The organism is Pseudarthrobacter sp. TRD_SC_9, assembly GCF_055361265.1.
The window spans coordinates 3,892,710-3,914,206 of sequence record NZ_CM143956.1 but is presented as its reverse complement, the minus strand read 5'-3'; the positions used below and the strand labels follow the sequence as shown (position 1 = coordinate 3,914,206).

Annotated in this window: 17 protein-coding genes; 14 read left to right on the top strand and 3 right to left on the bottom strand. The window is 64.2% G+C overall.

Annotated features, from left to right (window positions below; translation table 11 throughout):
* Positions 1-131: 131 nt before the first annotated feature.
* Both murJ and ACWA13_RS18425 read right to left on the bottom strand, forming a co-directional pair.
* Positions 132-2,225, bottom strand: coding sequence for a murein biosynthesis integral membrane protein MurJ (gene murJ / locus ACWA13_RS18430; protein WP_463935872.1), 2,094 nt, complete (start codon positions 2,223-2,225; stop codon positions 132-134).
* Positions 2,226-2,317: 92 nt separating this feature from the next.
* Positions 2,318-2,866 (bottom strand): NUDIX hydrolase, encoded by a 549-nt coding sequence (locus ACWA13_RS18425; RefSeq protein ID WP_463935871.1) that lies wholly within the window; start codon positions 2,864-2,866, stop codon positions 2,318-2,320.
* Positions 2,867-3,027: 161 nt separating this feature from the next.
* Between ACWA13_RS18425 and ACWA13_RS18420 the strand changes: the two genes are divergently transcribed.
* From ACWA13_RS18420 to ACWA13_RS18390, 7 genes are all read left to right on the top strand, one after another.
* Positions 3,028-4,512 carry a CCA tRNA nucleotidyltransferase gene (locus ACWA13_RS18420; RefSeq protein ID WP_463935870.1) on the top strand — a complete coding sequence of 495 codons (1,485 nt, stop codon included), beginning with the start codon at positions 3,028-3,030 and terminating at the stop codon, positions 4,510-4,512.
* Positions 4,509-5,093 (top strand): histidine phosphatase family protein, encoded by a 585-nt coding sequence (locus tag ACWA13_RS18415; RefSeq protein WP_463935869.1) that lies wholly within the window; start codon positions 4,509-4,511, stop codon positions 5,091-5,093. The genes ACWA13_RS18420 and ACWA13_RS18415 overlap by 4 nt, the downstream gene beginning before the upstream one ends.
* 590 nt (positions 5,094-5,683) lie before the next feature.
* A complete protein-coding gene (locus tag ACWA13_RS18410; protein ID WP_463935867.1) occupies positions 5,684-5,827 on the top strand; it encodes a hypothetical protein in 144 nt (47 codons plus the stop codon).
* A 167-nt stretch (positions 5,828-5,994) separates the two neighbouring features.
* On the top strand, positions 5,995-7,434 hold the full coding sequence (locus tag ACWA13_RS18405; protein ID WP_463935866.1) for a glycosyltransferase family 87 protein: 1,440 nt from the start codon (positions 5,995-5,997) through the stop codon (positions 7,432-7,434).
* Complete coding sequence (locus ACWA13_RS18400; protein WP_463935865.1) at positions 7,431-8,870, top strand: phytoene desaturase family protein; 1,440 nt, start codon at positions 7,431-7,433, stop codon at positions 8,868-8,870. The genes ACWA13_RS18405 and ACWA13_RS18400 overlap by 4 nt, the downstream gene beginning before the upstream one ends.
* A gap of 153 nt (positions 8,871-9,023) precedes the next feature.
* Positions 9,024-11,000, top strand: coding sequence for a penicillin-binding transpeptidase domain-containing protein (locus tag ACWA13_RS18395; RefSeq protein WP_463935864.1), 1,977 nt, complete (start codon positions 9,024-9,026; stop codon positions 10,998-11,000).
* A gap of 49 nt (positions 11,001-11,049) precedes the next feature.
* Positions 11,050-12,732, top strand: a complete 1,683-nt coding sequence (locus tag ACWA13_RS18390) for an ABC-F family ATP-binding cassette domain-containing protein (protein WP_463935863.1) — start codon at positions 11,050-11,052, stop codon at positions 12,730-12,732.
* A gap of 23 nt (positions 12,733-12,755) precedes the next feature.
* Here ACWA13_RS18390 and ACWA13_RS18385 read toward each other — a convergent pair whose 3' ends face one another.
* Positions 12,756-13,103 carry a toxin-antitoxin system YwqK family antitoxin gene (locus tag ACWA13_RS18385; RefSeq protein ID WP_463935862.1) on the bottom strand — a complete coding sequence of 116 codons (348 nt, stop codon included), beginning with the start codon at positions 13,101-13,103 and terminating at the stop codon, positions 12,756-12,758.
* Positions 13,104-13,202: 99 nt separating this feature from the next.
* Here ACWA13_RS18385 and ACWA13_RS18380 point away from each other — a divergent pair, with 99 nt between their 5' ends.
* The 7 genes from ACWA13_RS18380 (at position 13,203) to ACWA13_RS18350 (ending at position 21,486) form a co-directional block, all read left to right on the top strand.
* Positions 13,203-14,396, top strand: coding sequence for an MFS transporter (locus tag ACWA13_RS18380; RefSeq protein ID WP_463935861.1), 1,194 nt, complete (start codon positions 13,203-13,205; stop codon positions 14,394-14,396).
* Positions 14,397-14,399: 3 nt separating this feature from the next.
* Positions 14,400-15,908: a bifunctional phosphatase PAP2/diacylglycerol kinase family protein gene (locus ACWA13_RS18375; RefSeq protein WP_463935860.1), complete on the top strand. Its 1,509-nt coding sequence runs from the start codon at positions 14,400-14,402 to the stop codon at positions 15,906-15,908.
* Positions 15,909-16,046: 138 nt separating this feature from the next.
* Positions 16,047-17,033: an ABC transporter ATP-binding protein gene (locus ACWA13_RS18370; protein ID WP_463935858.1), complete on the top strand. Its 987-nt coding sequence runs from the start codon at positions 16,047-16,049 to the stop codon at positions 17,031-17,033.
* A gap of 5 nt (positions 17,034-17,038) precedes the next feature.
* On the top strand, positions 17,039-17,965 hold the full coding sequence (locus ACWA13_RS18365) for an ABC transporter permease (protein WP_463935857.1): 927 nt from the start codon (positions 17,039-17,041) through the stop codon (positions 17,963-17,965).
* Between the two features lie 51 nt (positions 17,966-18,016).
* Positions 18,017-19,333 carry a sensor histidine kinase gene (locus ACWA13_RS18360; RefSeq protein ID WP_463935855.1) on the top strand — a complete coding sequence of 439 codons (1,317 nt, stop codon included), beginning with the start codon at positions 18,017-18,019 and terminating at the stop codon, positions 19,331-19,333.
* A gap of 46 nt (positions 19,334-19,379) precedes the next feature.
* Entirely contained in the window at positions 19,380-20,072 is a 693-nt protein-coding gene (locus ACWA13_RS18355; RefSeq protein WP_463935854.1) for a response regulator, read from the top strand.
* Positions 20,073-20,154: 82 nt separating this feature from the next.
* Positions 20,155-21,486: a M18 family aminopeptidase gene (locus tag ACWA13_RS18350; RefSeq protein WP_463937971.1), complete on the top strand. Its 1,332-nt coding sequence runs from the start codon at positions 20,155-20,157 to the stop codon at positions 21,484-21,486.
* Positions 21,487-21,497 lie beyond the last annotated feature (11 nt).

The following is a 21,497-nucleotide window of genomic DNA, read 5'->3' as shown; positions in this document are numbered from 1 at the left end:
CATTCCGCCGCCGTGCAAAGGCCCTTCGGCAGGCCGACAATCATTCGTCTGCAGCTACCTTTTACCCCTTCGATCCTAGCTGAAAGGCTGGCAACAGGCCTGAAAGGACGGGGCAACCGGGGTTGAATCGGTTATTCTTCCCGCTCAAGAGGGGGGAAGTTCGGGTTCGTCCCGGCAGGGCCCTGGTAGGTCCTGCGTCCAGGAATGGGACGCTCGCCAAGCCCGGTGCCGTGCCGCTGATCAGCAGATTCTCCCTCTCCTTCTTCTTCTGGAGGCTGGTGAAGTCCGACGGCGTCATCCGCGCCATCGGGGCCATGCTGGACCGACTGGTCGGGCTGCTGCGGAATATGCACGCGGGCAGCACGGAACGAACCGGTGTCGAACTCACCGGAAATACGGGGAATCAGTCCGGTGTCGGCGGAGACGGTGGTGTGTGCCGGCGTCGGACCCTGCCGTCCGTCATCAGCGGGAGCGTCCCCGCCGCGTCCCAGCCTGCCCAGCAGCGGCCGGAGCAGGTCACTCAGTTCAGATACGCGGAGGAGCTTCAGAAGGAAGAGGTATGCCACGAGCATGACAGGACCGGCGACGGCGAGCGTCACCAACGCGGCCAGGCTTGAGCTCCAAGCGAAGCCGTTGGGGTCGTAGGTGCCCAGCAGCCACAGTACCGGGATGCCCACTACAGCCGAGCCTAGGGCCGCATAGCCCATCCGGATATAGGAGTTGCCGATCCGCGGGCCGTCCAAGTGACCCAGCAACCTGCGCAGGAAGACGGCGCTGATGACCACGGACATGATGTTTCCCACGGTGTACAGACCGGCAAGGGCGTAAATGATCTGCTCGGGGGGCAGGAACTGGATGGCGAACGCGCCCACCAGGTACAGAACGGCCAGCAGCAGCTGCACGTAGAACGGAGTCTTGGCGTCCTCGTGGGCGTAGAAGACCCGGGACATCATGAAGTTGGCGCTGAGGAACGGAGTACTGAGCGCCAGGATGGTCAGGGTCTGGGCGAGCATTACGCCGTCGCCCTTGACCCCGCCGGAGAAGAACATTCCCAACGGACCGGCCAGGGCGAAGAGCGCCATGGCACCAAAAACGGTAGCAACGGCCATGGTCCGCAGGCCGTGTGACAATGCTTCCCGAAGCCGGTCCCGGCTGCCTTCCTGGGCGGCGTGGGTCATGCGGTTGAAGAGTACGGTAGCCAGGGACAGTGCGATAACTGAGTGCGGCAACAGGTAAAGCTGGCTGGCGACCTCCAACACAGCGTTGCCGGGAATCCTGGGCTGGGCCTCCCCTGCGTTATCCAAACGAACACGTTCAGCGCCGGGAATGGTGGCTATCCGCATGACGTACAGGAAAGCGGCTTGGCCAACAACAGTGGACAGCAGCGTCCAGACGCCCAATCGCGCCGCCTGCCCCAGACCTACCCCGCGCCAGCCGAACCGTGGGCGCAGGTGCAGCTTCAGCCGGATGACCGGAATGAGCAGGATGGCCGTTTGCGCTACGACGCCGATGGTGGAGACGCCCGCCACCATAAAGGTCTGGCTGGGACCCCAGTTGTCCAAGGTATGCGGGTTCACCACGTTGGAACCGAAGATCCAGATAAACATGCCCAGCCCGGAGATCGCCACCAGGTTGTTCAGGATGGGCGCCCACATGGCAGGGCCAAAGGCGCCGTTGGCATTAAGGATCTGGGTCAGCAGCGCGTAGAGGCCGTAGAAGAAAATCTGCGGGAGGCACCAGAACGCAAAGGTTACCGCCAGGGCCTTCTGCTGCGGCGAGTAACCCTGCGTCGTGGCGTCAATGACGTAGGGCGCCAGGAGCGTCACCAGCGCCGTCAGTGCCAGCAACACCAGGACGGCAAGCGTCAGGAGACGGCTGATGTAGTCCGCGCCCTTGTCCGGTGCCCTGCTGGCCTTGATGATCTGCGGGACCAGGACGGCATTAAAGGCCCCGCCGGCCACCAGCAGGAAGATCAGGTTGGGCAGGTTATTGGCGTTGATGAAGGTGTCATTAACTGTGGAACCCAGGCCCAGGGCGGCGGCCAGCATCCATGTCTTCGCGAAACCCAGCAGCCGGGATACGAGCGTTCCCGCGGCCATGATGGCGCTGGAACGTGTTTCGCTGGACTGCGTGGGCAGGGCGCGCCCCAACTGATCGTCCGGTTGCTGATCAGCTGGTAATGGTTCCTGGGCCCCGGAATTGCGGGCGGCAAAGTTGCTTGGCATCGGCTTTATCGTCTCACCCGGGAGCCTGAATCTTCGCACCGCTGCTGGAAGTGCCGCATTTCAGGACATCCTTTTCCAGCAAGGGGTCCTGGCTAGAGGTGCTCCGGCAGGACATCCTTGGCAAGGTCTGCAATGCGACGCTCGTTGGGGAAGGAAAGTTTCCGGGCAAGTTCGGCGATGGGCACCCAGGCGACGTCCACGGCCTCGTGATCGGGATCGTTTTCAATGGTGAGCTCGCCGCCGGTGGCCTGAAGCAGATAATGGTGGACCGTCTTGTGGACGCGGTGGCCGCTGACCGTGAACCAGTAATCGATGCTCCCGAGCGGGGCCAGGATGCGGCCGTCAATACCGGTTTCCTCGGCGATTTCACGGACTGCCGCCTCTTCGTTGTTTTCCCGGCCTTCTGGATGGCCCTTCGGCAGGCACCATTCGAGGCGGCCACCCCGGTTGAGGCGCGCAATGATCGCAACCCGCAGGACGTCGTCGGAAGTATCCACAACGACGCCGCCGGCGGAAACTTCCTCAACCGTTGGCAGCTGCGCCGCGGCCGAGGGCTGGGCAGGCGCAACGTGGGCACCAATTGCCGACGGCAACGGTGGGTTTGTCCTCCTGCCGGGAGCGCTCGGTACGGGATGTGCCATGAAGTCCACTCTAACTACTCTTGCCCGGTGATGATGACCGGAACATGACCTGCAGATGGACGGCGAGCGACGCCGCCAACCCGCGACTTCCAGGTCCTTCCCCGGATCCGCGGGCAATCCTGGCGTTCATGGCCCGTTCTTTCTGCCAAGCTTAAGTAACTATGGCGCATGCACATCACAAGTCAGATCTTCAGACCGTTGCCTTCCAGGTGGACCCCGTGGTCCTGGAACTCGGGCAGCGCTTTGTCGACGCCGGCCACGAACTTTCCCTGGTGGGCGGGCCCGTCCGCGATTTGTTCCTGGGCCGCGCTTCGCCGGATCTTGACTTCACCACGGATGCGACGCCGGACCAGACCCTTGCGCTTATCAAGAAGTGGGCGGATGCCTACTGGGAGATCGGCCGGGCCTTCGGAACCATTGGCATGCGCAAGGCCGGGTTCCAGATCGAAATCACCACATACCGGGCCGAAGCTTACGACCCGGAATCGCGCAAACCCGTGGTGGCGTTCGGATCTTCACTGCAGGACGATCTGCAGCGCCGCGACTTCACCATCAACGCCATGGCCCTTCGGCTGCCGTCCCTGGAGTTGGTGGATCCGTACGGCGGTGTCCGCGACCTCCATGCCTCGTTGCTGTCCACCCCGGGCGCACCTGAGGATTCTTTCTCCGATGATCCCCTGCGCATGATGCGGGCCGCCCGCTTCGCCTCCCAGCTGGGCGTTTCAGTCCGTGCGGACGTTAAGCAGGCTATGACGGACATGGCCGGGCGGATCAGCATCATTTCCGCCGAGCGCGTCCGCGACGAAATGACCAAGCTGATCTGCGGAGCCCAGCCAAGGATCGGCGTTGACCTCCTGGTCGAGACCGGGCTGGCAGACATCGTGCTGCCCGAGGTTTCCGCGTTGCGCCTCGAATCCGATGAGCACCACCGGCACAAGGACGTCTACCAGCACTCCCTCCAGGTCCTCGAGCAGGCTGCCGCTTTGGAAACCGACGCAGAAGGTGCCGTGCCCTGCCCGGACTTTGTGCTGCGCTTCGCAGCACTGATGCACGACGTCGGAAAGCCGGCTACGCGCCGTTATGAACCGGGCGGCGCGGTGTCCTTCCGTCATCACGACATGGTGGGATCAAAACTCACCGCAAAGCGGATGAAGGCCCTTCGCTTCGATAACGACACCATCAAGGCCGTAGCGCGGCTGGTGGAGCTCCATATGCGCTTCTACGGCTACGGGGAGGCCGGCTGGAGTGACTCTGCCGTCCGACGCTACGTAACGGATGCAGGCCCATTGCTGGAGCGACTGCACCGGCTCACCAGATCAGACGTGACCACCCGCAACCAAAAAAAGGCGGAGCGCTTATCCTTTGCCTATGACGACCTCGAGGCGCGCATCGCTGAACTCCGCGAGCGGGAGTCCCTGGAGGCCGTGCGCCCGGATCTGGACGGCGGCCGGATCATGGCGCTGCTGGGGCTGAAGCCCGGCCCTGTGGTGGGCCGTGCCTATAAGTACTTGTTGGAGCTCCGGATGGAACACGGGCCACTCCATCCCGAAGACGCCGAGTCCCGGCTTCTGGCCTGGTGGCAGGAACAACCCGAGTCCGCTGATCCGTCCGCCGTCGAACATTCCGCTGAGAAGGAGTCAAAGTGACAGATCCGGCCAGCATTGCCCGTCCCCAACTGTGGATCCTGCGCCACGGCGAGACTGAATGGTCCAAGAGCGGCCAGTACACCGGCCTCACAGACCTGCCGCTGACCGTGGAAGGCGAGCAGCAGGCCGTTGAAGCCCGTCGGGTCCTGGATGGGATCGACTTCGACCTTGTGTTGACGTCGCCGCTGCGCCGCGCCCGGCGCACCGCCGAACTCGCGGGATTTCCTGATGCCCAGCGCGAACCGCTGGCGGTCGAGTGGAACTACGGCGATTACGAGGGCATCAGCTCGGATCTGATCCGCAAAGACAACCCTGACTACCTCATCTGGACCCACGGGGTTCCGAACGGCGAAGCACTGGAGGATGTTGCGGCGCGGGCGGACAAGATCATTGCCCGCGTGCTGGAATCCGGGCTGGACAATGTGCTGATAGTGGCGCACGGTCATTTCTCCCGAATCCTCACCGCCCGCTGGCTCGAATTGGAGCCTGTGGAGGGCCGCCACTTCATCCTGGGCACGGCCAAGGTCTGCACCCTTGGCTGGGACAAAAAGACGCCGGCAATCGTCCGGTGGGGTCTGTAAACAAAGTTTCCTAAACTTTTTTGCTGAATTACTGCGAATTGGCTGGTCAACGGTCTGAACGTAGGGTAATTTACTTTATAACCCCAGAGCGTCCTGCCGGGGCCATAGGCGCGCATTATCCAGCCAGTCAGCTGAGATATTGGCAGAACGGAAAAGGAGGTTGGGAGAAATGATTACTTTGACTAGCGGATGGAAGATGACCATCGTTCGCACCCCGGCCTCTGCTGCCCACGCGCGCCATCATTCCTGGAATTTTTGCTCCAGAGGCTAATGAATTCCCGGCTTCTTGCCGGTTGACCCACTAGCCGCAGGGTAGCCTTCACCGGGCAACACCTTGGACCATCCCGGGACTGACACTGCGCTTACGCAGCACTTATAGTTCGGAACCAGCTTTCAGTTGGGTCCTGCGTTCGCACACCCGTCAGGGAACCATCTTCGCCGCGGCGAATTCACCACACTAATCACCGGGCATTTCCTTGCCCATTTATTGCCATTAATCAGCATTCTTTAATGGCTCTAATTGTCATGCCAGATTTCTCCGCAAATTCGCGGCGAATGCATTACCCGACCCCTCGAAAGGAGGTAACACCATGGTGAAGAAAATCAGGAAGCTGATGTCCGACGTCGTCCGTCCCCGGCGCGACGACTCCTACCGCTTCGACCGGGACCGGCTGGAACAGCATCGCGAGTACGTCTACGTGTTGATGCACCAGCATGTCAGCGGTATCCGCTGATATCGGGACCCCTCTGTTCGCAGCGGACCGGATGTAACACCGAAGGAGGCTCTGATGGTTCACATCGGAACTGACCCCTTGGGAGCCCACGCGGCTACGCGTGGGCTCCCCCCTTTTAACGGGCTCTTCAGGGTTCTCCGTGGGCTGACGCCGGTATGCTCAACAGCATGCAGCACACAGGGCAGCCCCAGCAGCGGCAGCGTGGTCGGCTGGTGGTGCCAAGCCGCAGCGACCTCTTCCTGCGGAAATTCACCGAAGTGGTGGGTGGCCCCCTGGGCCGGCATTCGGCGCCTGGCGTGGTGTCGCCGGGTGTTTTCAGTGTTGAACGGGTACTGATCCTGTTCACCCTGGCGGCAGCGCTGCTCAGCGTGGTGCTGAAGGGGTATTGCCGGGCCAATGGGTGGGACACTCCTGCGCAGTTCTACACCACCTGCTACTCCGATTTCCCCGAGCTGTTCCGGGGCCGGGGATTGGCCGAGGGTACATTCCCGCTCTTCACTCCCGGAACCAACTTCGAGTACCCGGTCCTGATCGGGCTGATCGCCGGGACGACTGCCCTGCTGGTTCCCGGCGCATCGCGTGCATCCGCGGAAGCGGCCGTCTCGGATGACCGGGTCCTGGCCTACTTCGACGTCAACGCCACCCTGGTCATCGCCGTGTGGATCGTGACGGTCATCGCCACAGCGCGGATGGCCCGGCGCAGACCCTGGGACGCTGCCATGGTGGCCTTGGCTCCCGGAATCGTTCTGGCCGGCCTGATCAACTGGGACATGTGGGCCGTGGCGCTGCTCGCGCTGGGCATGTACTTCTTCTCCCGGGAACGACTGGTCCTGGCAGGCGTATTTATTGGTCTGGGCATCTCCACAAAGCTGTATCCTGTCCTGATTTTCGGAGCCATCCTTTTGCTGGCCGTGCGCACCGCACGCTATGCGCCACTGCTGGTCACAGGCGCCTCCGCTTTTGTCACCTGGCTGGTTGTCAACCTGCCGTTTGCCGTAGCCAATCCCAGCGGCTGGTCCTACTTTTTCCAGTTCACCCAGGACCGGCCTGCCGGATACAGCTCCCCCTGGTTCGCCTATAACCTGATCGCCGGCAGGGCCGGCTGGCCTGCCCTGGAGCCCGGCACCATCAACAGTCTGGCCCTGTGGATGTTCGTCGTTGCCTGTGCCCTTATTGCTGTAGTGGCGTTGACGGCACCACGGCGGCCACGGCTGGCGCAGCTCGCCTTCCTGATCGTGGCCGCATTCATCCTGAGCAACAAGGTCTATTCGCCCCAGTTTGTCTTGTGGCTGATTCCCCTGGTGGCGTTGGCCAGGCCGAAGTGGCGCGACTTCCTGGTGTGGCAGGGCATCGAGGGGCTGCACTGGGCGGCCATCTGGCTATACCTGGCGCAGACCACCAGCAACGGCCCCCAGCAGAACAACCTGGATATGCCGTACTACGTGCTGGCCGTCGTGGCGCATATGGTGGCCACGGCCTACCTGATGGCCCGCGTGGTGCAGGAGATTTACGATCCCGGCCACGACCCCATCCGCCGGCACGGAATGGATGACCCCCAAGGCGGGCCGTTCGAAAACGCTCCGGACCGTTTTCGGATTCTTCGATGACTGACGCCGTTGTGGTCGGAGCAGGGCCTAACGGCCTGGCGGCTGCCGTGATCATGGCCCGGGCCGGGCTGCAGGTGGAGGTCTTTGAAGCCGCTGGCACCGTGGGTGGCGGAACGCGGACCAAGGAGTTGTTGGTACCCGGCCACGTGTACGACGTCTGCTCCGCAGTCCACCCCATGTCCTTCGCGTCGCCGTTCTTCCGGCAGTTCGAGCTGACCCGGCGTGTGCCCTTTGAAGTACCGGATCTGTCCTTCGGCTCACCGCTGGATGACGGCACTGCTGCGCTGGCGTACCGTTCCCTGGACAGGACTGCCGAGGCCCTTGGCCCTGATGGTGCCGCCTATTCACGGCTGTTCGCAACCTTGGTGCAAAGGGTGGACGGGGTGATGGACCTGACGCAGAACCAGTTGCTGCGCCTGCCGCGGGATCCGTTCGCGGCAGCGCTGTTCGGACTGCGGACCCTGGAGCAGGGATCGCCGCTTTGGGGCGCCCGCTTCCGGGGCGAAGCCGCGCCTGCCCTGATTACCGGTGCAGCCGCACATGCCGTGGGTAGGCAGCCTTCACTCGCAGCCACGGGGGCCGGGCTGATGCTGGCAACGCTTGCCCATACTGGCGGATGGCCCATCCCCCGAGGCGGTTCGCAGGCCATTGCAGATGCCATGGCGGCCGACGTCATAGCCCATGGCGGCAGCATTCATACCGGACGGGACATTCATTCCCTGAGGGAGTTGCCTCCTGCGCGGGCACTGCTCCTGGACGTCGCACCCGCCGGATTCAGCAGCCTCGCCGGGGATTCCCTGCCGTCTCGGTACCGACGTGCCCTGGATACGTTCCGCTATGGGAATGGCTCGTGCAAGGTGGATTTCATCCTCTCTGGTCCGGTGCCCTGGACCGCCGGGGAGCTGGTTGACGCCGGCACCGTCCACGTTGGCGGCTCACGATCGGCGATGGCCGCGGCAGAGAATGAAGTGGCCGCCGGCCGCCATCCTGAGAGGCCCTATGTACTGGTAGCCCAGCCGTCACGGTTCGACGCCGGCCGGGCGCCTGCCGGCAGGCACATACTTTGGACCTACTGCCATGTGCCGCAGGGGTCATCCGTGGACATGTCCCAGGCGGTCATCTCCCAACTGGAGAGGTTTGCCCCGGGGTTCCGGAACCTGATTGTGGGTTATCAGGTGACCACCGCGGTGCAGCTATCGGAGTACAACAGCAACTACGTGGGTGGAGACTTCAGCTCCGGCGCCATGGATCTCCTTGGATTGGTCCGCCGGCCGGTGGTATCCCCTGTGCCGTGGCGTACTCCCCTGCCGGGCGTGTACTTGTGTTCATCATCGGTGCCACCCGGCCCGGGAGTCACCGGGATGCCCGGTTACTTCGCGGCCCGCCAGGCGCTACGCGATGTTTTCGGCGTCGGTGTGCCGGAACTGGGCATGTAACCGCGCGTCACGTCAGGCAGCTCTTTGCCGGGCAAGCGCGGCATTTCGGCTCCCGGCAGCAGCCTGCCGTTTGTGATGCCTTTCCTCACAGCTGCGATGTTGTCCGTGGGTCAGGGCATAATGGCGCGGGTGGGGAAAACAAAAAAAATTGTCATGGGCCTTGTCACTTTCATGCTGGCCGCGCCGCTCGCTGCCTGCGATGACGGCCGGGGAGGTGCGGAGGCTGCGGCGAACGAGCTCGCGTCCTCGTTGTCTTCGCTGGATGTCGGTTCGCTGGCCCTTGAAGGCACGGACGCTGCCGCTGCAAACGAGCAGCTCAAGGCCACTTTCGCGGGTCTGGGCGACGTCAAGCCAGCTGTGCAAGCAGGCGATCTGACGCTGGATGGCTCGGCTGCCACGGTGCCGATGAACTTCACGTGGGACTTTGGCGGAACCAAGTGGGAGTACAGTGCCCAGGCGGAACTGAACAAGTCCGGCGATGACTGGGCCGTCCGATGGAGCCCTGCGCTGTTGGCGCCCAGGCTGGAGGATGGTGAAAAACTCAGCCTGCGCAGCATGGAAGCGCCACGCGGGCAGATCCTGGGTGCGGCGGACGCCCCGATTGTGCAGGAGCGCCCGGTACTCCGGGTGGGCCTGGACAAGACGAAGGTTCCCGAGGGGCAGGAGGATGCTTCGGCGCGGGCACTGGCGGCGCTGTTGGGCCTGGACGCTGACGCCTATGCCCGGCAGATGGCTGCTTCCGGCCCCGAAGCCTTCGTGGAGGGGATCGTCCTGCGCGATTACACTGCCGAAATCACTGCCGAAAAGATCCACGCCATTGCCGGCGCCGTCGCCTTGCAGGACACTATGGCACTGGCCCCTACGCGGACCTTTGCCCGGGCATTGCTCGGCACGGTAGGCCGGGCGAACGCGGAACAGATTGAAAAGTCCAACGGAGCGTTGCAGGAGGGCGACAGCACAGGAACAGGCGGGCTGCAGCAGCAGTATGATTCCCAACTGCGCGGCAAGGATGGCGTGCAGGTTGTTGCCGAGGTACCCGCACCGGCCGCCGGTACAGGTTCGCCGGGCACCAAGATCTTCTTCGAAGCTCCTCCCACGCCGGGCATCACACTCAAGACCACCCTGGACCTGAAACTCCAGCAGCTCGCCGAGGACACCCTGGCCGGCGTCGGCCCGGCTTCCGCCATTGTGGCACTGCGGCCTTCCACCGGAGCCGTTCTGGCCGCCGCCTCCGGCCCGGGCAGCAACGGCTACAACACGGCCATGCTGGGCCAGTATGCGCCTGGATCCACCTTCAAGATGGTGGATTCGCTGGCCATGATCCGCAACGGGATGACTGCCGATTCCACCGTCCAGTGCACGCCCACCATCAGCGTCGACGGCCGCACCTTCCGGAATGCGCCGGGCTACCCGGAATCTTCCATTGGCGAGGTCACGCTGCGCGATGCTTTCGCGCACTCCTGCAACACGGCCTTTATCGCCGCGCGGGACCAGGTCACACAGGCGCAGCTTGAAGCCGCGGCCGTGTCCATGGGCGTGGCGGTGGAGGCCCCGCTGCTGGGCGCGTCGGCATTCCTGGGCTCCGTCCCCGGTGAAGCCAGTGGCACCGAGCATGCAGCGTCAATGATTGGCCAGGGCAAAGTGCTGATGTCGCCGCTCGCAGCCGCCATCATGGCCGGTTCGGTGGCCAAGGGCGCACCGGTGTCACCACAGCTGGTCCTGAACCCCGACGACGGAGAGTCCAGTGGCGCTGCCAGCGGCGCCGCCGGTGACCAAGCAGGCGGTTCGCCGTCGCCGTCTGCTCCTTCGCCCTCCTCGTCGGTCACCCCCGAGGCGCCGGCTGCCTCATCGGGTACGCCCATCACGGCTGAGGAAGCTGCAGTACTTGGCGACATGATGCGCGCAGTGGTGACCTCCGGCCATGCCGGATTCCTGTCCGCTGTTCCCGGTGCACCAGTGGGGGCAAAGACGGGTACTGCTGAGTTCGGCAGCGAGAATCCGCCCAAGACGCATGCCTGGATTGTGGCGGTGCACGGTGACCTCGCAGTGGCTGTGTTCGTCGAAGAGGGCGGGCTGGGCGCGGAAGTTTCCGGCCCGTTGCTGCAGCAGTTCCTGACTGCGGCCGGCTGAGCCCAGCGCCGGCCACGCACCGGCCGGTAGGCCGTGGGAGAATTGACCGGTGGCCCATATTGACGTCTCAGGCATTGACTACTTCCTCTCCGACGGAACGCAGCTCCTCAATGGAGTGACCTTCAAAGTTCCGGACGGCACCAAAACGGCCCTTATTGGCCCCAACGGCACAGGAAAGACAACGCTGTTCCGCATCATCTCCGGGGACCTGTTCCCCGACGAAGGCGTGGTGGGCAAGTCGGGCAACATGGGCATCATGCGCCAGTTCGTGGGCCAGGTCCGTGACGATTCCACCGTCCGGGACCTGCTGGTCTCGGCAGCCCCGCCCGGACTCGCAGCAGCTGCGAAGGCCGTAGATGAGACCGAGCTGGCCATGCTGGAGCACGACGACGAGCCCAGCCAGATGGCCTATGCCCAGGCGATTGTGGACTGGGGAGACGCCGGTGGTTACGACGTGGAGACCGTGTGGGACGAAGTCTGCATGGCGGCCCTGGGCCTGCCCTTCGACAAGGCCCAGCACCGGCGCGCCTCAACACTGTCCGGTGGCGAGCAGAAACGCCTGGTTCTGGAGGCACTGTTTGCCGGCCCGGATGAGCTGCTGCTCCTTGACGAACCGGATAACTACCTGGACGTACCGGGCAAACGGTGGCTTGAAGGCAAGTTGAACGAGTCGAAGAAGACAGTGCTGTTCATCAGCCACGACCGCGAACTCCTGAACAACGCTGCCGGCCGCATCGTCACCCTGGAGCCCGGCATCAACGGAGCCGGCGCCTGGGTGCACGGCGGCGGCTTCGGTTCCTACGTGGACGCCCGCGCTGACCGCAACGCCCGCTTCGAGGAGCTTCGCAAGCGCTGGGACGAGGAGCACATCAAGCTCAAGGAACTCGTCAACATGTACAAGAACAAGGCTGCGTTCCGCTCCGACATGGCTAACCGCTACCACGCAGCACAGACCCGGCTGGCCAAATTCCTGGAAGCCGGCCCGCCTGAAGCGTTGCCGATCGAGCAGAACGTCAAGATGCGGCTCAAGGGCGGCCGGACGGCGAAGCGGGCCATCGTCGCCGAAAAACTGGAACTCACAGGGCTGATGAAGCCGTTCTCCACCGAGGTCTGGTTTGGCGACCGTGTAGGAGTCCTTGGCTCCAACGGTTCCGGCAAGAGTCACTTCCTCCGGCTGCTGGCCACGGGAGGCACGGATCCGGAACGCGAGCACCTGCCCGTTTCCGACGTCGACATCGCCAAAGTGCCCCACGAAGGCACTGTGAAGCTCGGCGCCCGCATCCGCCCGGGATTCTTCGCGCAGACGCACGTGCGTCCCGACCTGCTGGGCAAGACACTGCTGGACATCCTGCACCGCGGCGATGAGCACCGTTCCGGTATGGGCCGCGAGGCAGCGGCCGGCGCACTGGATGGCTATGGCCTTGCCGGCCAGTCCGAGCAGAAGTACGAATCCCTGTCCGGCGGTCAGCAGGCGCGGTTCCAGATCCTGCTGCTGCAGCTTTCCGGAGCCACGCTGCTGCTCCTCGACGAGCCCACTGACAACCTTGACCTGCATTCAGCGGAGGCCCTGGAACGGGCCATCGACCACTTTGAAGGAACGGTCCTGGCCGTCACCCACGACCGCTGGTTCGCCCGCACCTTCGACCGCTTCCTGGTGTTCGGATCGGATGGCAAGGTCTACGAGTCGGCAGAACCCGTGTGGGATGAAAAGCGCGTGGAGCGCGTCCGCTAGACCGGGCTAAAGGACGGGCAGGATCAGGGTTTGAACGTCTTCCGTTTACTCTCTGAGCCGTCTGGCGCATAGGTGACCCACTCACCCACCTTCTTGCCGGCGTCGTACATTCCTTCATCCATGAGCTGACCGGTGCTGTGCCAGCGCTGCCAAAAGCCGTCCTGGACGCCGTCCCGGAACGAACCCTTCTGCAGCAGCCCACCGCCTTCGCGGTACCAGACGCAGGGGCCGTTGAGCTCGCCGCCGAGGTATCCCACTTCCGCCTTGACCTGGCCGTTGCGGTAGTAGAACGTCCAGCGGCCATGCCGTTTGCCGTCCAGGTACTCGCCTGTGCCGGAAAGCTTGCCGTCTTTGAACAGTTCCTCAGCCATACGCGCCAGTTTAGCCGCGGGAATCGGCCGGGATCCGGTTAGCATTTGGTGGGTGAGGCGGAACATTCCCAACATCGAGGCAGTGGAAGCGGTCATTCTATGAGCACGACAACGGAGACCTCCGTCAGGGCTGCCGGTATTGCAACCTTTATCATCTTCGGCGCTAATGGTCTGGTATTCGCCAGCTGGGCCGCGCGCATCCCGGCAGTCACGGAGACGTTGCAGATCACGTCCGGCCAGATGGGAACACTGCTGCTCTGCACAGCGATCGGATCCTTGCTGGCACTGCCCACGGCCGGCCTGGTGGTAGGCAAGATCGGGACAGCCAACACCGTCAGGGCCAGCGGCGTGCTGGCTGCCCTCGCCGGGCTGGGAATCGCCGGCTCCCTGCAGTTCACTTCCATCCCGGGAACCGCAGTCTCCCTTTTCTTCTTTGGCATTGCGATCGGTCTTTGGGACGTGGCGCAGAACATTGAGGGAGCCGACGTCGAACATCGCCTCAGACGGACCATCATGCCGCAGTTCCACGCGGCTTTCAGTGGCGGGGCGTTCGTTGGGGCCATGATTGGCGCCGGGCTGTCCCACATCGGGGTGGAACTGCCGTTGCATCTGCTGGTGATTGTGGTCTTCGTGGCGGCGCTGACCCTCATCACGCCGCGCTATTTCCTCCCCCATGTCCCCATACCCGCACCGCAACCGCAGGATGGAAAAGCCAACTCCGGTTCGGCCTGGCGTGACGGCCGCACCCTGCTGATCGGCGTGGTGGTACTGGGTGCCACATTGACTGAGGGGGCCGGCAACGACTGGATCGCCAAGGCTGCAGTCGACGGTCTGGGTACGTCCGAATCCACTGGTGCGTTGCTGTTTGCTTTGTTCGTGCTTGCCATGACGGCCATGAGGTTTTTCGGGGCGCGGTACATCGACCGCTACGGCAGAGTGACGGTGCTGCGCGCCAGCATGGCCGCAGCGGCCGCCGGCCTGGCCCTGTTCGTCCTGGCCGGGAACGTGTGGCTGGCAGCGGCCGGCGTGGCGCTGTGGGGTCTCGGGGCCGCGCTGGCCTTCCCGATGGGTATGTCCGCTGCCGCCGACGATCCGGTCCACGCTGCCCGGCGCGTTTCGGTGGTTTCCACCATCGGATACGTCGCGTTCCTGGCCGGCCCACCCCTGCTGGGATACCTGGGCGACATCACCGGAATCCACCGTGCCCTGCTGGCGATTACGGCACCGATCCTACTGGCATTGGTCCTCGCTGGTGCGGCCAAGCCCCTCGCCTCGCGCCACGAACAAGGCTGAGCCATGGGCCGCAGCTTCTCGGGGCGTGGGAACTCCTTCCTGAGCCGCCTGGACCGCAAACTGGTCCGCGTGGTTTCCCGGTTTCCGCACGGCAACCACGACGCCTTCTTCCGCAGGCTTTCCTCATCGGCCAACCACGGAAAGCTGTGGATGGGCATTGCGGCCGGAATGGCGCTGGTTCCCGGCAGGACGCGCAGGGCTGCCGTGCACGGCCTGATCGCCCAGGCTGTGGCCTCGTCCGTTACCAACGCGGTGTTCAAGACCCTGCTGCCCCGGGCACGGCCGCTGCCGGAGCATCTGCCGGTGTTCCGCTTTGTGCATCCGCAGCCGCGCAGTTCATCGATGCCATCAGGGCATTCCGCATCCGCTGCCGCATTCGCCGCCGGAGTTACGATGCTGCAGCCGGCACTGGGCGCGGGCCTGATTCCGTTGGCCGCAGGCGTCGCATACTCGAGGGTGCATATTGGGGCGCATTGGCCCTCGGACGTGGTCTTTGGCTCGGCACTGGGAGTCGGAGCGGCATTCATCACCCGCAAGTGGTGGCCCGTCCGGCCTCCTATTCCGCAAACGGCGCGCACTGCTGCCGCGGCGCCACCGTTGCCCGGAGGCGAGGGCCTGGGAATCGTCGTGAACACCTTGGGCGGCTCCTACTCTGCGGAAACGGTGGACGTCCTCGCCAAAGTATTCCCCATGGCGCATATAGTATCGGTACAGTCAGGCGGGGACCTCGGCGGAGCAGTCGCCAGACTTGTGGATACGCCCGGCATCGCTGCCCTGGGTGTGTGGGGCGGCGACGGTACGGTCGGCACTGTGGCTGCTGCCGCCGTCGAACATTCCCTCCCGCTGCTGGTACTGCCCGGCGGAACACTGAACCACTTCGCGCGGGACGCTGGAACCGGCTCACTGAGGGACGCCGTCCATGCGGCCACTCATGGTGAAGCTGCTCTGGCCGACGTGGGCATTGCCGTTGCCGAACGGGGAAGCCCGGACAGCCCCGAACTGCTCGAACTGCTGATGCTGAACACCGCCAGCATCGGTGTTTATCCCAACATGGTGCGCCGCCGCGAACACCTGCAGCCTGCGCTCGGCAAACCCCTGGCCGGGGTGGTCGCCATGCTCAGGACCTTCGCGGCAGGGCGGCCCACCTACCTCACTGCGGACGGTGTACGCCACAAGCTCTGGATCATGTACCTGGGCCGCGGCCGCTACTATCCACGGGACCACGCACCCCTCATCCGCCCACTGATGGACGACGGCGTGCTGGACATTCGGATGATCACGGCGGACGAGTCGTTTGCCCGGCTGCGGCTGCTCTGGTCGGTACTGACCGGAACAATAGCAAGCTCGCGCATCACACACCTGAGTGAGGCTACGACGGTACGGGTACAAAGCGGCAGGCTTCCGCTGGTCCTGGCCGTCGACGGTGAGGTGCATGCCGGCATCCGGGCCGTGGAGTTCAGTATCAGGCCGCGCGCGCTGAGGTACTACACACCCCTGATTGCTGCCCCCTGAGGCTCATCCTTCGGGACGACCCTGACTACACCCTGAATCATCCCTGAGACCGGCGTTTCCGGAGCTGATCATCGGTACGGTGAAAACTGAACACTTTCAGGCACCGTAAGGCTTCGCAAGGTAAAGGAAAGCTTCCAAATGATTGAGGTAAAAGACCTGTCCAAGGTCTATGGCAGCAAAACAGCTGTCGCGGGGGTCAGCTTCACCGTTCGCTCCGGCCAGGTGACAGGCTTTCTAGGCCCCAACGGCGCTGGCAAATCTACCACCATGCGCATGATTATGGGACTTGACCGTCCGACGTCGGGCACCGCCGTCGTAAATGGCCGGCCTTACTCCGCACACCGGGACCCCCTGCACCAGGTGGGAGCGCTGCTGGACGCCAAGGCGGTGCACACCAGCCGGAGTGCCTACAACCACCTCCGTGCAATGGCCGCCACGCACAGCATTCCGCTGTCCCGTGTACACGAGGTCATCGAGATGACCGGCCTTGAGGCAGTAGCCCGGAAAAAGGCTGGCGGCTTCTCGCTGGGCATGGGCCAGCGGCTGGGCATTGCCGCGGCGCTGCTTGGCGATCCGCAGACACTGATCCTGGACGAACCGGTCAACGGCCTGGATCCTGAAGGCGTGCTCTGGGTGCGGAACCTGGTGCGCTACCTGGCCAGCCAGGGGAAAACCGTCTTCCTGTCCTCCCACCTGATGAGCGAAATGGCACAGACCGCTGACCACCTGCTGGTGATCGGCCGCGGCCGGATTATTGCGGACGCCCCCATGGCCGAGGTGCTGGCGGGCTCCCGGCAGCAGGCCACGCTGGTCAGGACGTCCGCGGCCTCGCAGCTGTCCACACTTCTTGTGGGCAACGGCGTGAAAGTTGACCAGAACGAACCGGAAACACTTAAGGTCTCCGGCCTGGACTCCCGCCAGATCGCGCAGCTGGCACTCGAACAGGGGATCCTCATCTATGAGCTGACGCCCCAATCAACCTCACTGGAAGAGGCCTACTTCGACCTCACGCGGGACGAAGTGGAGTACCACTCAAGGGTTGCGGACGGCGGCACCATGCAGTCACCCGGCCAGTCGGCCAGCCAGTCACACAACCAGTCCACCGCAGCACCGGCAGGGAAGTAAGGACCATGACCACTACAACTGCACGACGCTCTGCCGGCTCTACCTCCGACTCTACCTCCGGCTCCCCCGGCAGCTCCCCTGCCGGAACCCATGGGGTCACCTTCGGCGGCATTCTAAAGTCAGAGTGGATCAAGCTCTGGACCCTGCTGTCCACCAAGCTGCTGCTGGCAACCACCTTGGTGGCCATCGTCGGTGTTGGTGCCCTGACCGTCCTGCTCCGTTACACGATCATGGACCAGATGGTCTCTATGGCAGAGGAATCCGGCCAGAAGCTCACTCCTGAGCAGATGGAGCAGACCTTCCCACCGGGCTCACAGATGGATCTGTACAACCTGCCCAACTCCGGGCTGCAGATCGGCATCCTGGTCCTGGGCTCCCTGGCAGTTCTCTTCATCTCCTCCGAATACGCCACCGGCATGATCCGCTCCACGCTCAGTGCTGTCCCCAAGCGGATCCCGGCGTTTGCCGCGAAGGCGATCATCCTCGCCGTGGTCGCCTATGTCATCACCACCGTTGCGGCCGTGGCCACGTTCATGATCGCGATGCCGGTTTTCCAGGGGCGGGGCATTGACCTCGACTGGGGCCGGGACGGCGTCATCTACAGCGTCTTTACGGGTGGGTTGTACGTGGCCGGTGTGGCACTGATCGGGCTCTCCCTTGGTGTGCTGCTGCGGAACTCGGCGGGCGCGATCACGGTCCTGGTGGGCATCTTCTTCGTCCTGCCCTTCGCTTCCCAGTTCCTGACATTGGCCCCCGGCGAGTTCTGGAAATACGTCCCCCAGTACCTGCCGGCAGACGCAGGCGGGCGCTTCCTGTCCATCGGCCACCAGGACGGCGTCATTGATCCGTGGCAGGGCGGCCTGCTGTTCCTGGGCTACGTGCTGCTGTTCCTGGTTCCGGCCACGCTTGTGCTCAAGCGGCGGGACGTCTGACCCTGGGTCTGGCTGCATTTCAGCCATTCGATGGAGTACTAGGCTCAAACCATGATTGAAACATCGGCGAAGGACGCGGCGGCCACTTCGGCCGACGCGTCTTTTGCTGAAATCGCCGCACGACGCCGGGGCAGGGTCAGGCGCTACCTGCACCTGCACCCGCGGGTCATGGATGCCGTGGTGGCTTTCTGCTATCTGGCCCTGGTGGCGTCAACAGTGGTGGACGCCATCGGGGCCGGCCACTGGCCCGCCTCCGTGCTGCTGCTGTCCGTGATCCAGGCGCTGTTTTTCCGCAGGAGCCATCCGCTGGTGCTGGCAGCCTACGCCGCAGTCGTTGAAATTGCTGTGGCGATCATCCATCCATGGGGTGTCAACGTCTCCGTGGCGCTGTGGTTTTCCTTGTATGCGGTGGCGGTGCGCTGCAGCAGGCGTGTCACCTACACAACCCTGGCGGCCGTCACCATTCCACTGGTGCTCCTGTATGTCATGGCCGCTGAAGTTCCCGTGGACGCCTTGACGGGAAGGGAGCCAGGGGAGAACCCGGAGATCCTGCCGATGGTGATCACTATCGCTACCGGAGCCACCATTCTGCTTTCCAACGTCATCGCCACCGGCATCGGTATATCGGTGCAGCAGCGCCGGGAGCATGAGCAGGAAATCGCCGCCTGGGCCGCCCGGACTGCGGCCCTGGGATCCGTCAACGAACGGAACCGGATCGCCCGGGAAATCCACGACGTCGTTGCCCACTCGCTGACGGTGATGATCAGCCTGTCCGATGGTGCCGCCGTCGTGGTCAGGAAAAGCCCGGACCGCGCCGGTGAGGTTCTGGGGGAGCTCTCGCGCACCGGGCGCATGGCACTCGCGGACATGCGCCGCGTGCTGGGCGTGCTGCGTGATGAGACCGGGGTGGATGGTGCGCCCCGGGAACCACTGGCGCCGGCGGACAGCCTGGAGAAACTGCTGGACGGATTCCGCACCGCCGGACTTCCGCTGCAGTATTCGCATTCCGGCCCGGCCCTTCCGGAGGACGCGGCATTCCGGCTGACGGTGTACCGGATTGTGCAGGAATCGCTGACCAACGTGCTGCGCTACGGCAGGTCATTGGGCCGCGTGGATGTCAGTATTGAACGTGACGGCAGCACCGTCACCATTGAAGTGCTCGATGACGGCAGCGGCGCAACTGCCGCTGGCACCGCTGCGGCAGCCAAGTCAGCCATGCCGCAGGCATCTCAGGGAACCGGACAGGGCCTGGCCGGCATGCGGGAGCGGGCCCGGATCTATGCAGGATCCGTGGAGGCGGGGCCGGCCGGGAACGGCGGCTGGCGGGTCCATGCGGTGCTCCACTGGAACGGCGACCGGCCTGAGTGACAAATAAGAACTGAACAGCAGAAAAATGAAAAATATTGGGGGAAGAATGACTGGAGACAGGGAGATCACCATACTGCTGGTGGACGACCAGCCGTTGCTGAGGGTCGGGTTTCGGCTGATCCTGGAGGGCGAAGATGACCTGCGGATCGTGGGCGAGGCCTGTGACGGCGCGGACGCGGTGCGGCTGGTGCGCGAGGTCAATCCCGACGTCGTCCTGATGGACGTCCGGATGCCTCTGTTAAACGGCATCGACGCTACCCGGGCAATCACGGATTCTGCGGCTGATTCACGGGTGATCATCCTGACCACGTTCGACCTGGATGAGTACGCTTTCGCCGGTCTGCAGGCGGGCGCCTCGGCGTTCCTGCTCAAGGACGTGGCGCCGGAGGAACTGGTGCAGGCCGTCCGCGTCGTGGCCAGCGGTGATGCCGTGGTGGCGCCCAGGGTGACCCAGCGCCTCCTCGAGACCTATGTGTGGGGCAACAACTCTTCCCCGACGCCGCCCGCCCCCCGGGATCCGCTGCTGGAGGACCTGACGCCGCGGGAGACGGAGATGCTCGGGGCCATGGCGGAAGGGCTGTCCAACGCCGAAATTGCGCACCGCTACTTCCTGTCTGAAGCCACGGTGAAGACCCACGTCCGCCGTATCCTCACCAAGCTGCACCTGCGTGACCGGGTGCAGGCTGTGGTTTATGCCTACGAGACCGGCCTCGTGGTGCCCAGCAATCCGGACTACTGACCTGCCTCTCCTGATGCCCGGGGCTAGACTCGAAAGCATGCCTTCACTATCGACTGACCCGGGTACCGCCACAGCGGATTCCATGGACGCTCCCGCCCGGACGTCTGCCCCGGTCCGGCACATCCAGGACCTGGGAGCGTACGTCAGCGCCTCGCCGTCGAGCTTCCACGCAGTCCGCGAGGCGGCGCGCAGGCTGGACGCCGCTGGTTTTACCGCACTGAATGAGCTCGCGGAATGGCCGGCCGCTGCCGGCAGGTTCTACATCATCCGGGACGGTGCGCTGATCGCCTGGGTGGCGCCGGAATCGGCCGGTCCCACCACCGGATTCCACATTCTTGGCTCGCACACCGATTCGCCGTCCTTCAAGCTCAAACCCAAGCCCACCACCGGGGCGTTCGGCTGGCTGCAGGCCGGCGTCGAAGTGTATGGCGGGCCGTTGCTGAACTCCTGGCTTGACCGTGAACTGCGCCTGGCCGGGCGCCTGGTAATGCTGGACGGCACCGAGCACCTCACGGTCACCGGGCCGCTGCTGCGCTTCCCGCAACTGGCTATCCATCTGGACCGGGCCGTGAACGACGGCCTGACCCTGGACAAACAGCGCCACATGAATCCGGTGTGGGGGCTGGGAAACCCGGCCGATGCGGATCTGCTCGGCGTACTTGCCGCGCATGTTTCGAATGGTGCCGCTGTGGATCCGTCGCAGATCGGCGGGTACGACGTCGTTATCGCGGATACGCAGGCACCTGCGGTTTTCGGGGCCAAGGGTGAGTTTTTCGCATCCGGACGGTTGGATAACCTTTCCGCTACCCATGCCGGGCTGACGGCGCTGATCCGGCATTCGGTCACAGTGGGTTCGGATTCCGCCCCGTTCCCAATTGCCGTGCTTGCCGCCTTCGACCACGAGGAGATCGGCTCCAATTCGCGCTCCGGTGCCTGCGGACCCATCCTTGAAGACGTCCTGACCCGGATCTCCGACGGCCTTGGTGCGACGGTGAGCCAGCGGCGCCAGGCGCTGGCGGCGTCGTTCTGTGTCTCTGCCGATGCCGGCCACGCTGTCCACCCGAACTACCCGGAACGGCACGATCCTGCCAACCATCCTGTGCTGAACGGTGGGCCGCTGCTGAAGATTAACGCCAACCAGCGGTACGCCACCGATGCCACCGGCGCTGCCCTGTGGGCCAGGCTGTGTGGCCAGGCGGGCGTCCCGTACCAGGAGTTCGTGTCCAATAACGTCATGCCTTGCGGTTCCACCATCGGGCCGCTGACCGCAACCCGGCTTGGTATCCGAACGGTGGATGTCGGCGTGCCCCTGCTGTCCATGCACTCGGTGCGCGAACTGTGTGGCGTCCAGGACCCGCACTGGCTGGCCCAGGTGAGCCAGGCGTTCTTCGCGGAGCCGGCGCTGACTCCTTAGCGTGATCCTTG

Bases quoted from the DNA above. Each gene is read 5' to 3' on its own strand.
- ACWA13_RS18380 (WP_463935861.1), top strand. From the start codon at position 13,203: ATGAGCACGACAACGGAGACCTCCGTCAGGGCTGCCGGTATTGCAACC.
- ACWA13_RS18395 (WP_463935864.1), top strand. From the start codon at position 9,024: ATGGGCCTTGTCACTTTCATGCTGGCCGCGCCGCTCGCTGCCTGCGAT.
- ACWA13_RS18365 (WP_463935857.1), top strand. From the start codon at position 17,039: ATGACCACTACAACTGCACGACGCTCTGCCGGCTCTACCTCCGACTCT.
- murJ (WP_463935872.1), bottom strand. From the start codon at position 2,225: ATGCCAAGCAACTTTGCCGCCCGCAATTCCGGGGCCCAGGAACCATTA.
- ACWA13_RS18355 (WP_463935854.1), top strand. From the start codon at position 19,380: ATGACTGGAGACAGGGAGATCACCATACTGCTGGTGGACGACCAGCCG.
- ACWA13_RS18375 (WP_463935860.1), top strand. From the start codon at position 14,400: ATGGGCCGCAGCTTCTCGGGGCGTGGGAACTCCTTCCTGAGCCGCCTG.
- ACWA13_RS18405 (WP_463935866.1), top strand. From the start codon at position 5,995: ATGCAGCACACAGGGCAGCCCCAGCAGCGGCAGCGTGGTCGGCTGGTG.
- ACWA13_RS18410 (WP_463935867.1), top strand. From the start codon at position 5,684: ATGGTGAAGAAAATCAGGAAGCTGATGTCCGACGTCGTCCGTCCCCGG.
- ACWA13_RS18385 (WP_463935862.1), bottom strand. From the start codon at position 13,103: ATGGCTGAGGAACTGTTCAAAGACGGCAAGCTTTCCGGCACAGGCGAG.
- ACWA13_RS18420 (WP_463935870.1), top strand. From the start codon at position 3,028: ATGGCGCATGCACATCACAAGTCAGATCTTCAGACCGTTGCCTTCCAG.
- ACWA13_RS18350 (WP_463937971.1), top strand. From the start codon at position 20,155: ATGGACGCTCCCGCCCGGACGTCTGCCCCGGTCCGGCACATCCAGGAC.
- ACWA13_RS18360 (WP_463935855.1), top strand. From the start codon at position 18,017: ATGATTGAAACATCGGCGAAGGACGCGGCGGCCACTTCGGCCGACGCG.
- ACWA13_RS18400 (WP_463935865.1), top strand. From the start codon at position 7,431: ATGACTGACGCCGTTGTGGTCGGAGCAGGGCCTAACGGCCTGGCGGCT.
- ACWA13_RS18370 (WP_463935858.1), top strand. From the start codon at position 16,047: ATGATTGAGGTAAAAGACCTGTCCAAGGTCTATGGCAGCAAAACAGCT.
- ACWA13_RS18425 (WP_463935871.1), bottom strand. From the start codon at position 2,866: ATGGCACATCCCGTACCGAGCGCTCCCGGCAGGAGGACAAACCCACCG.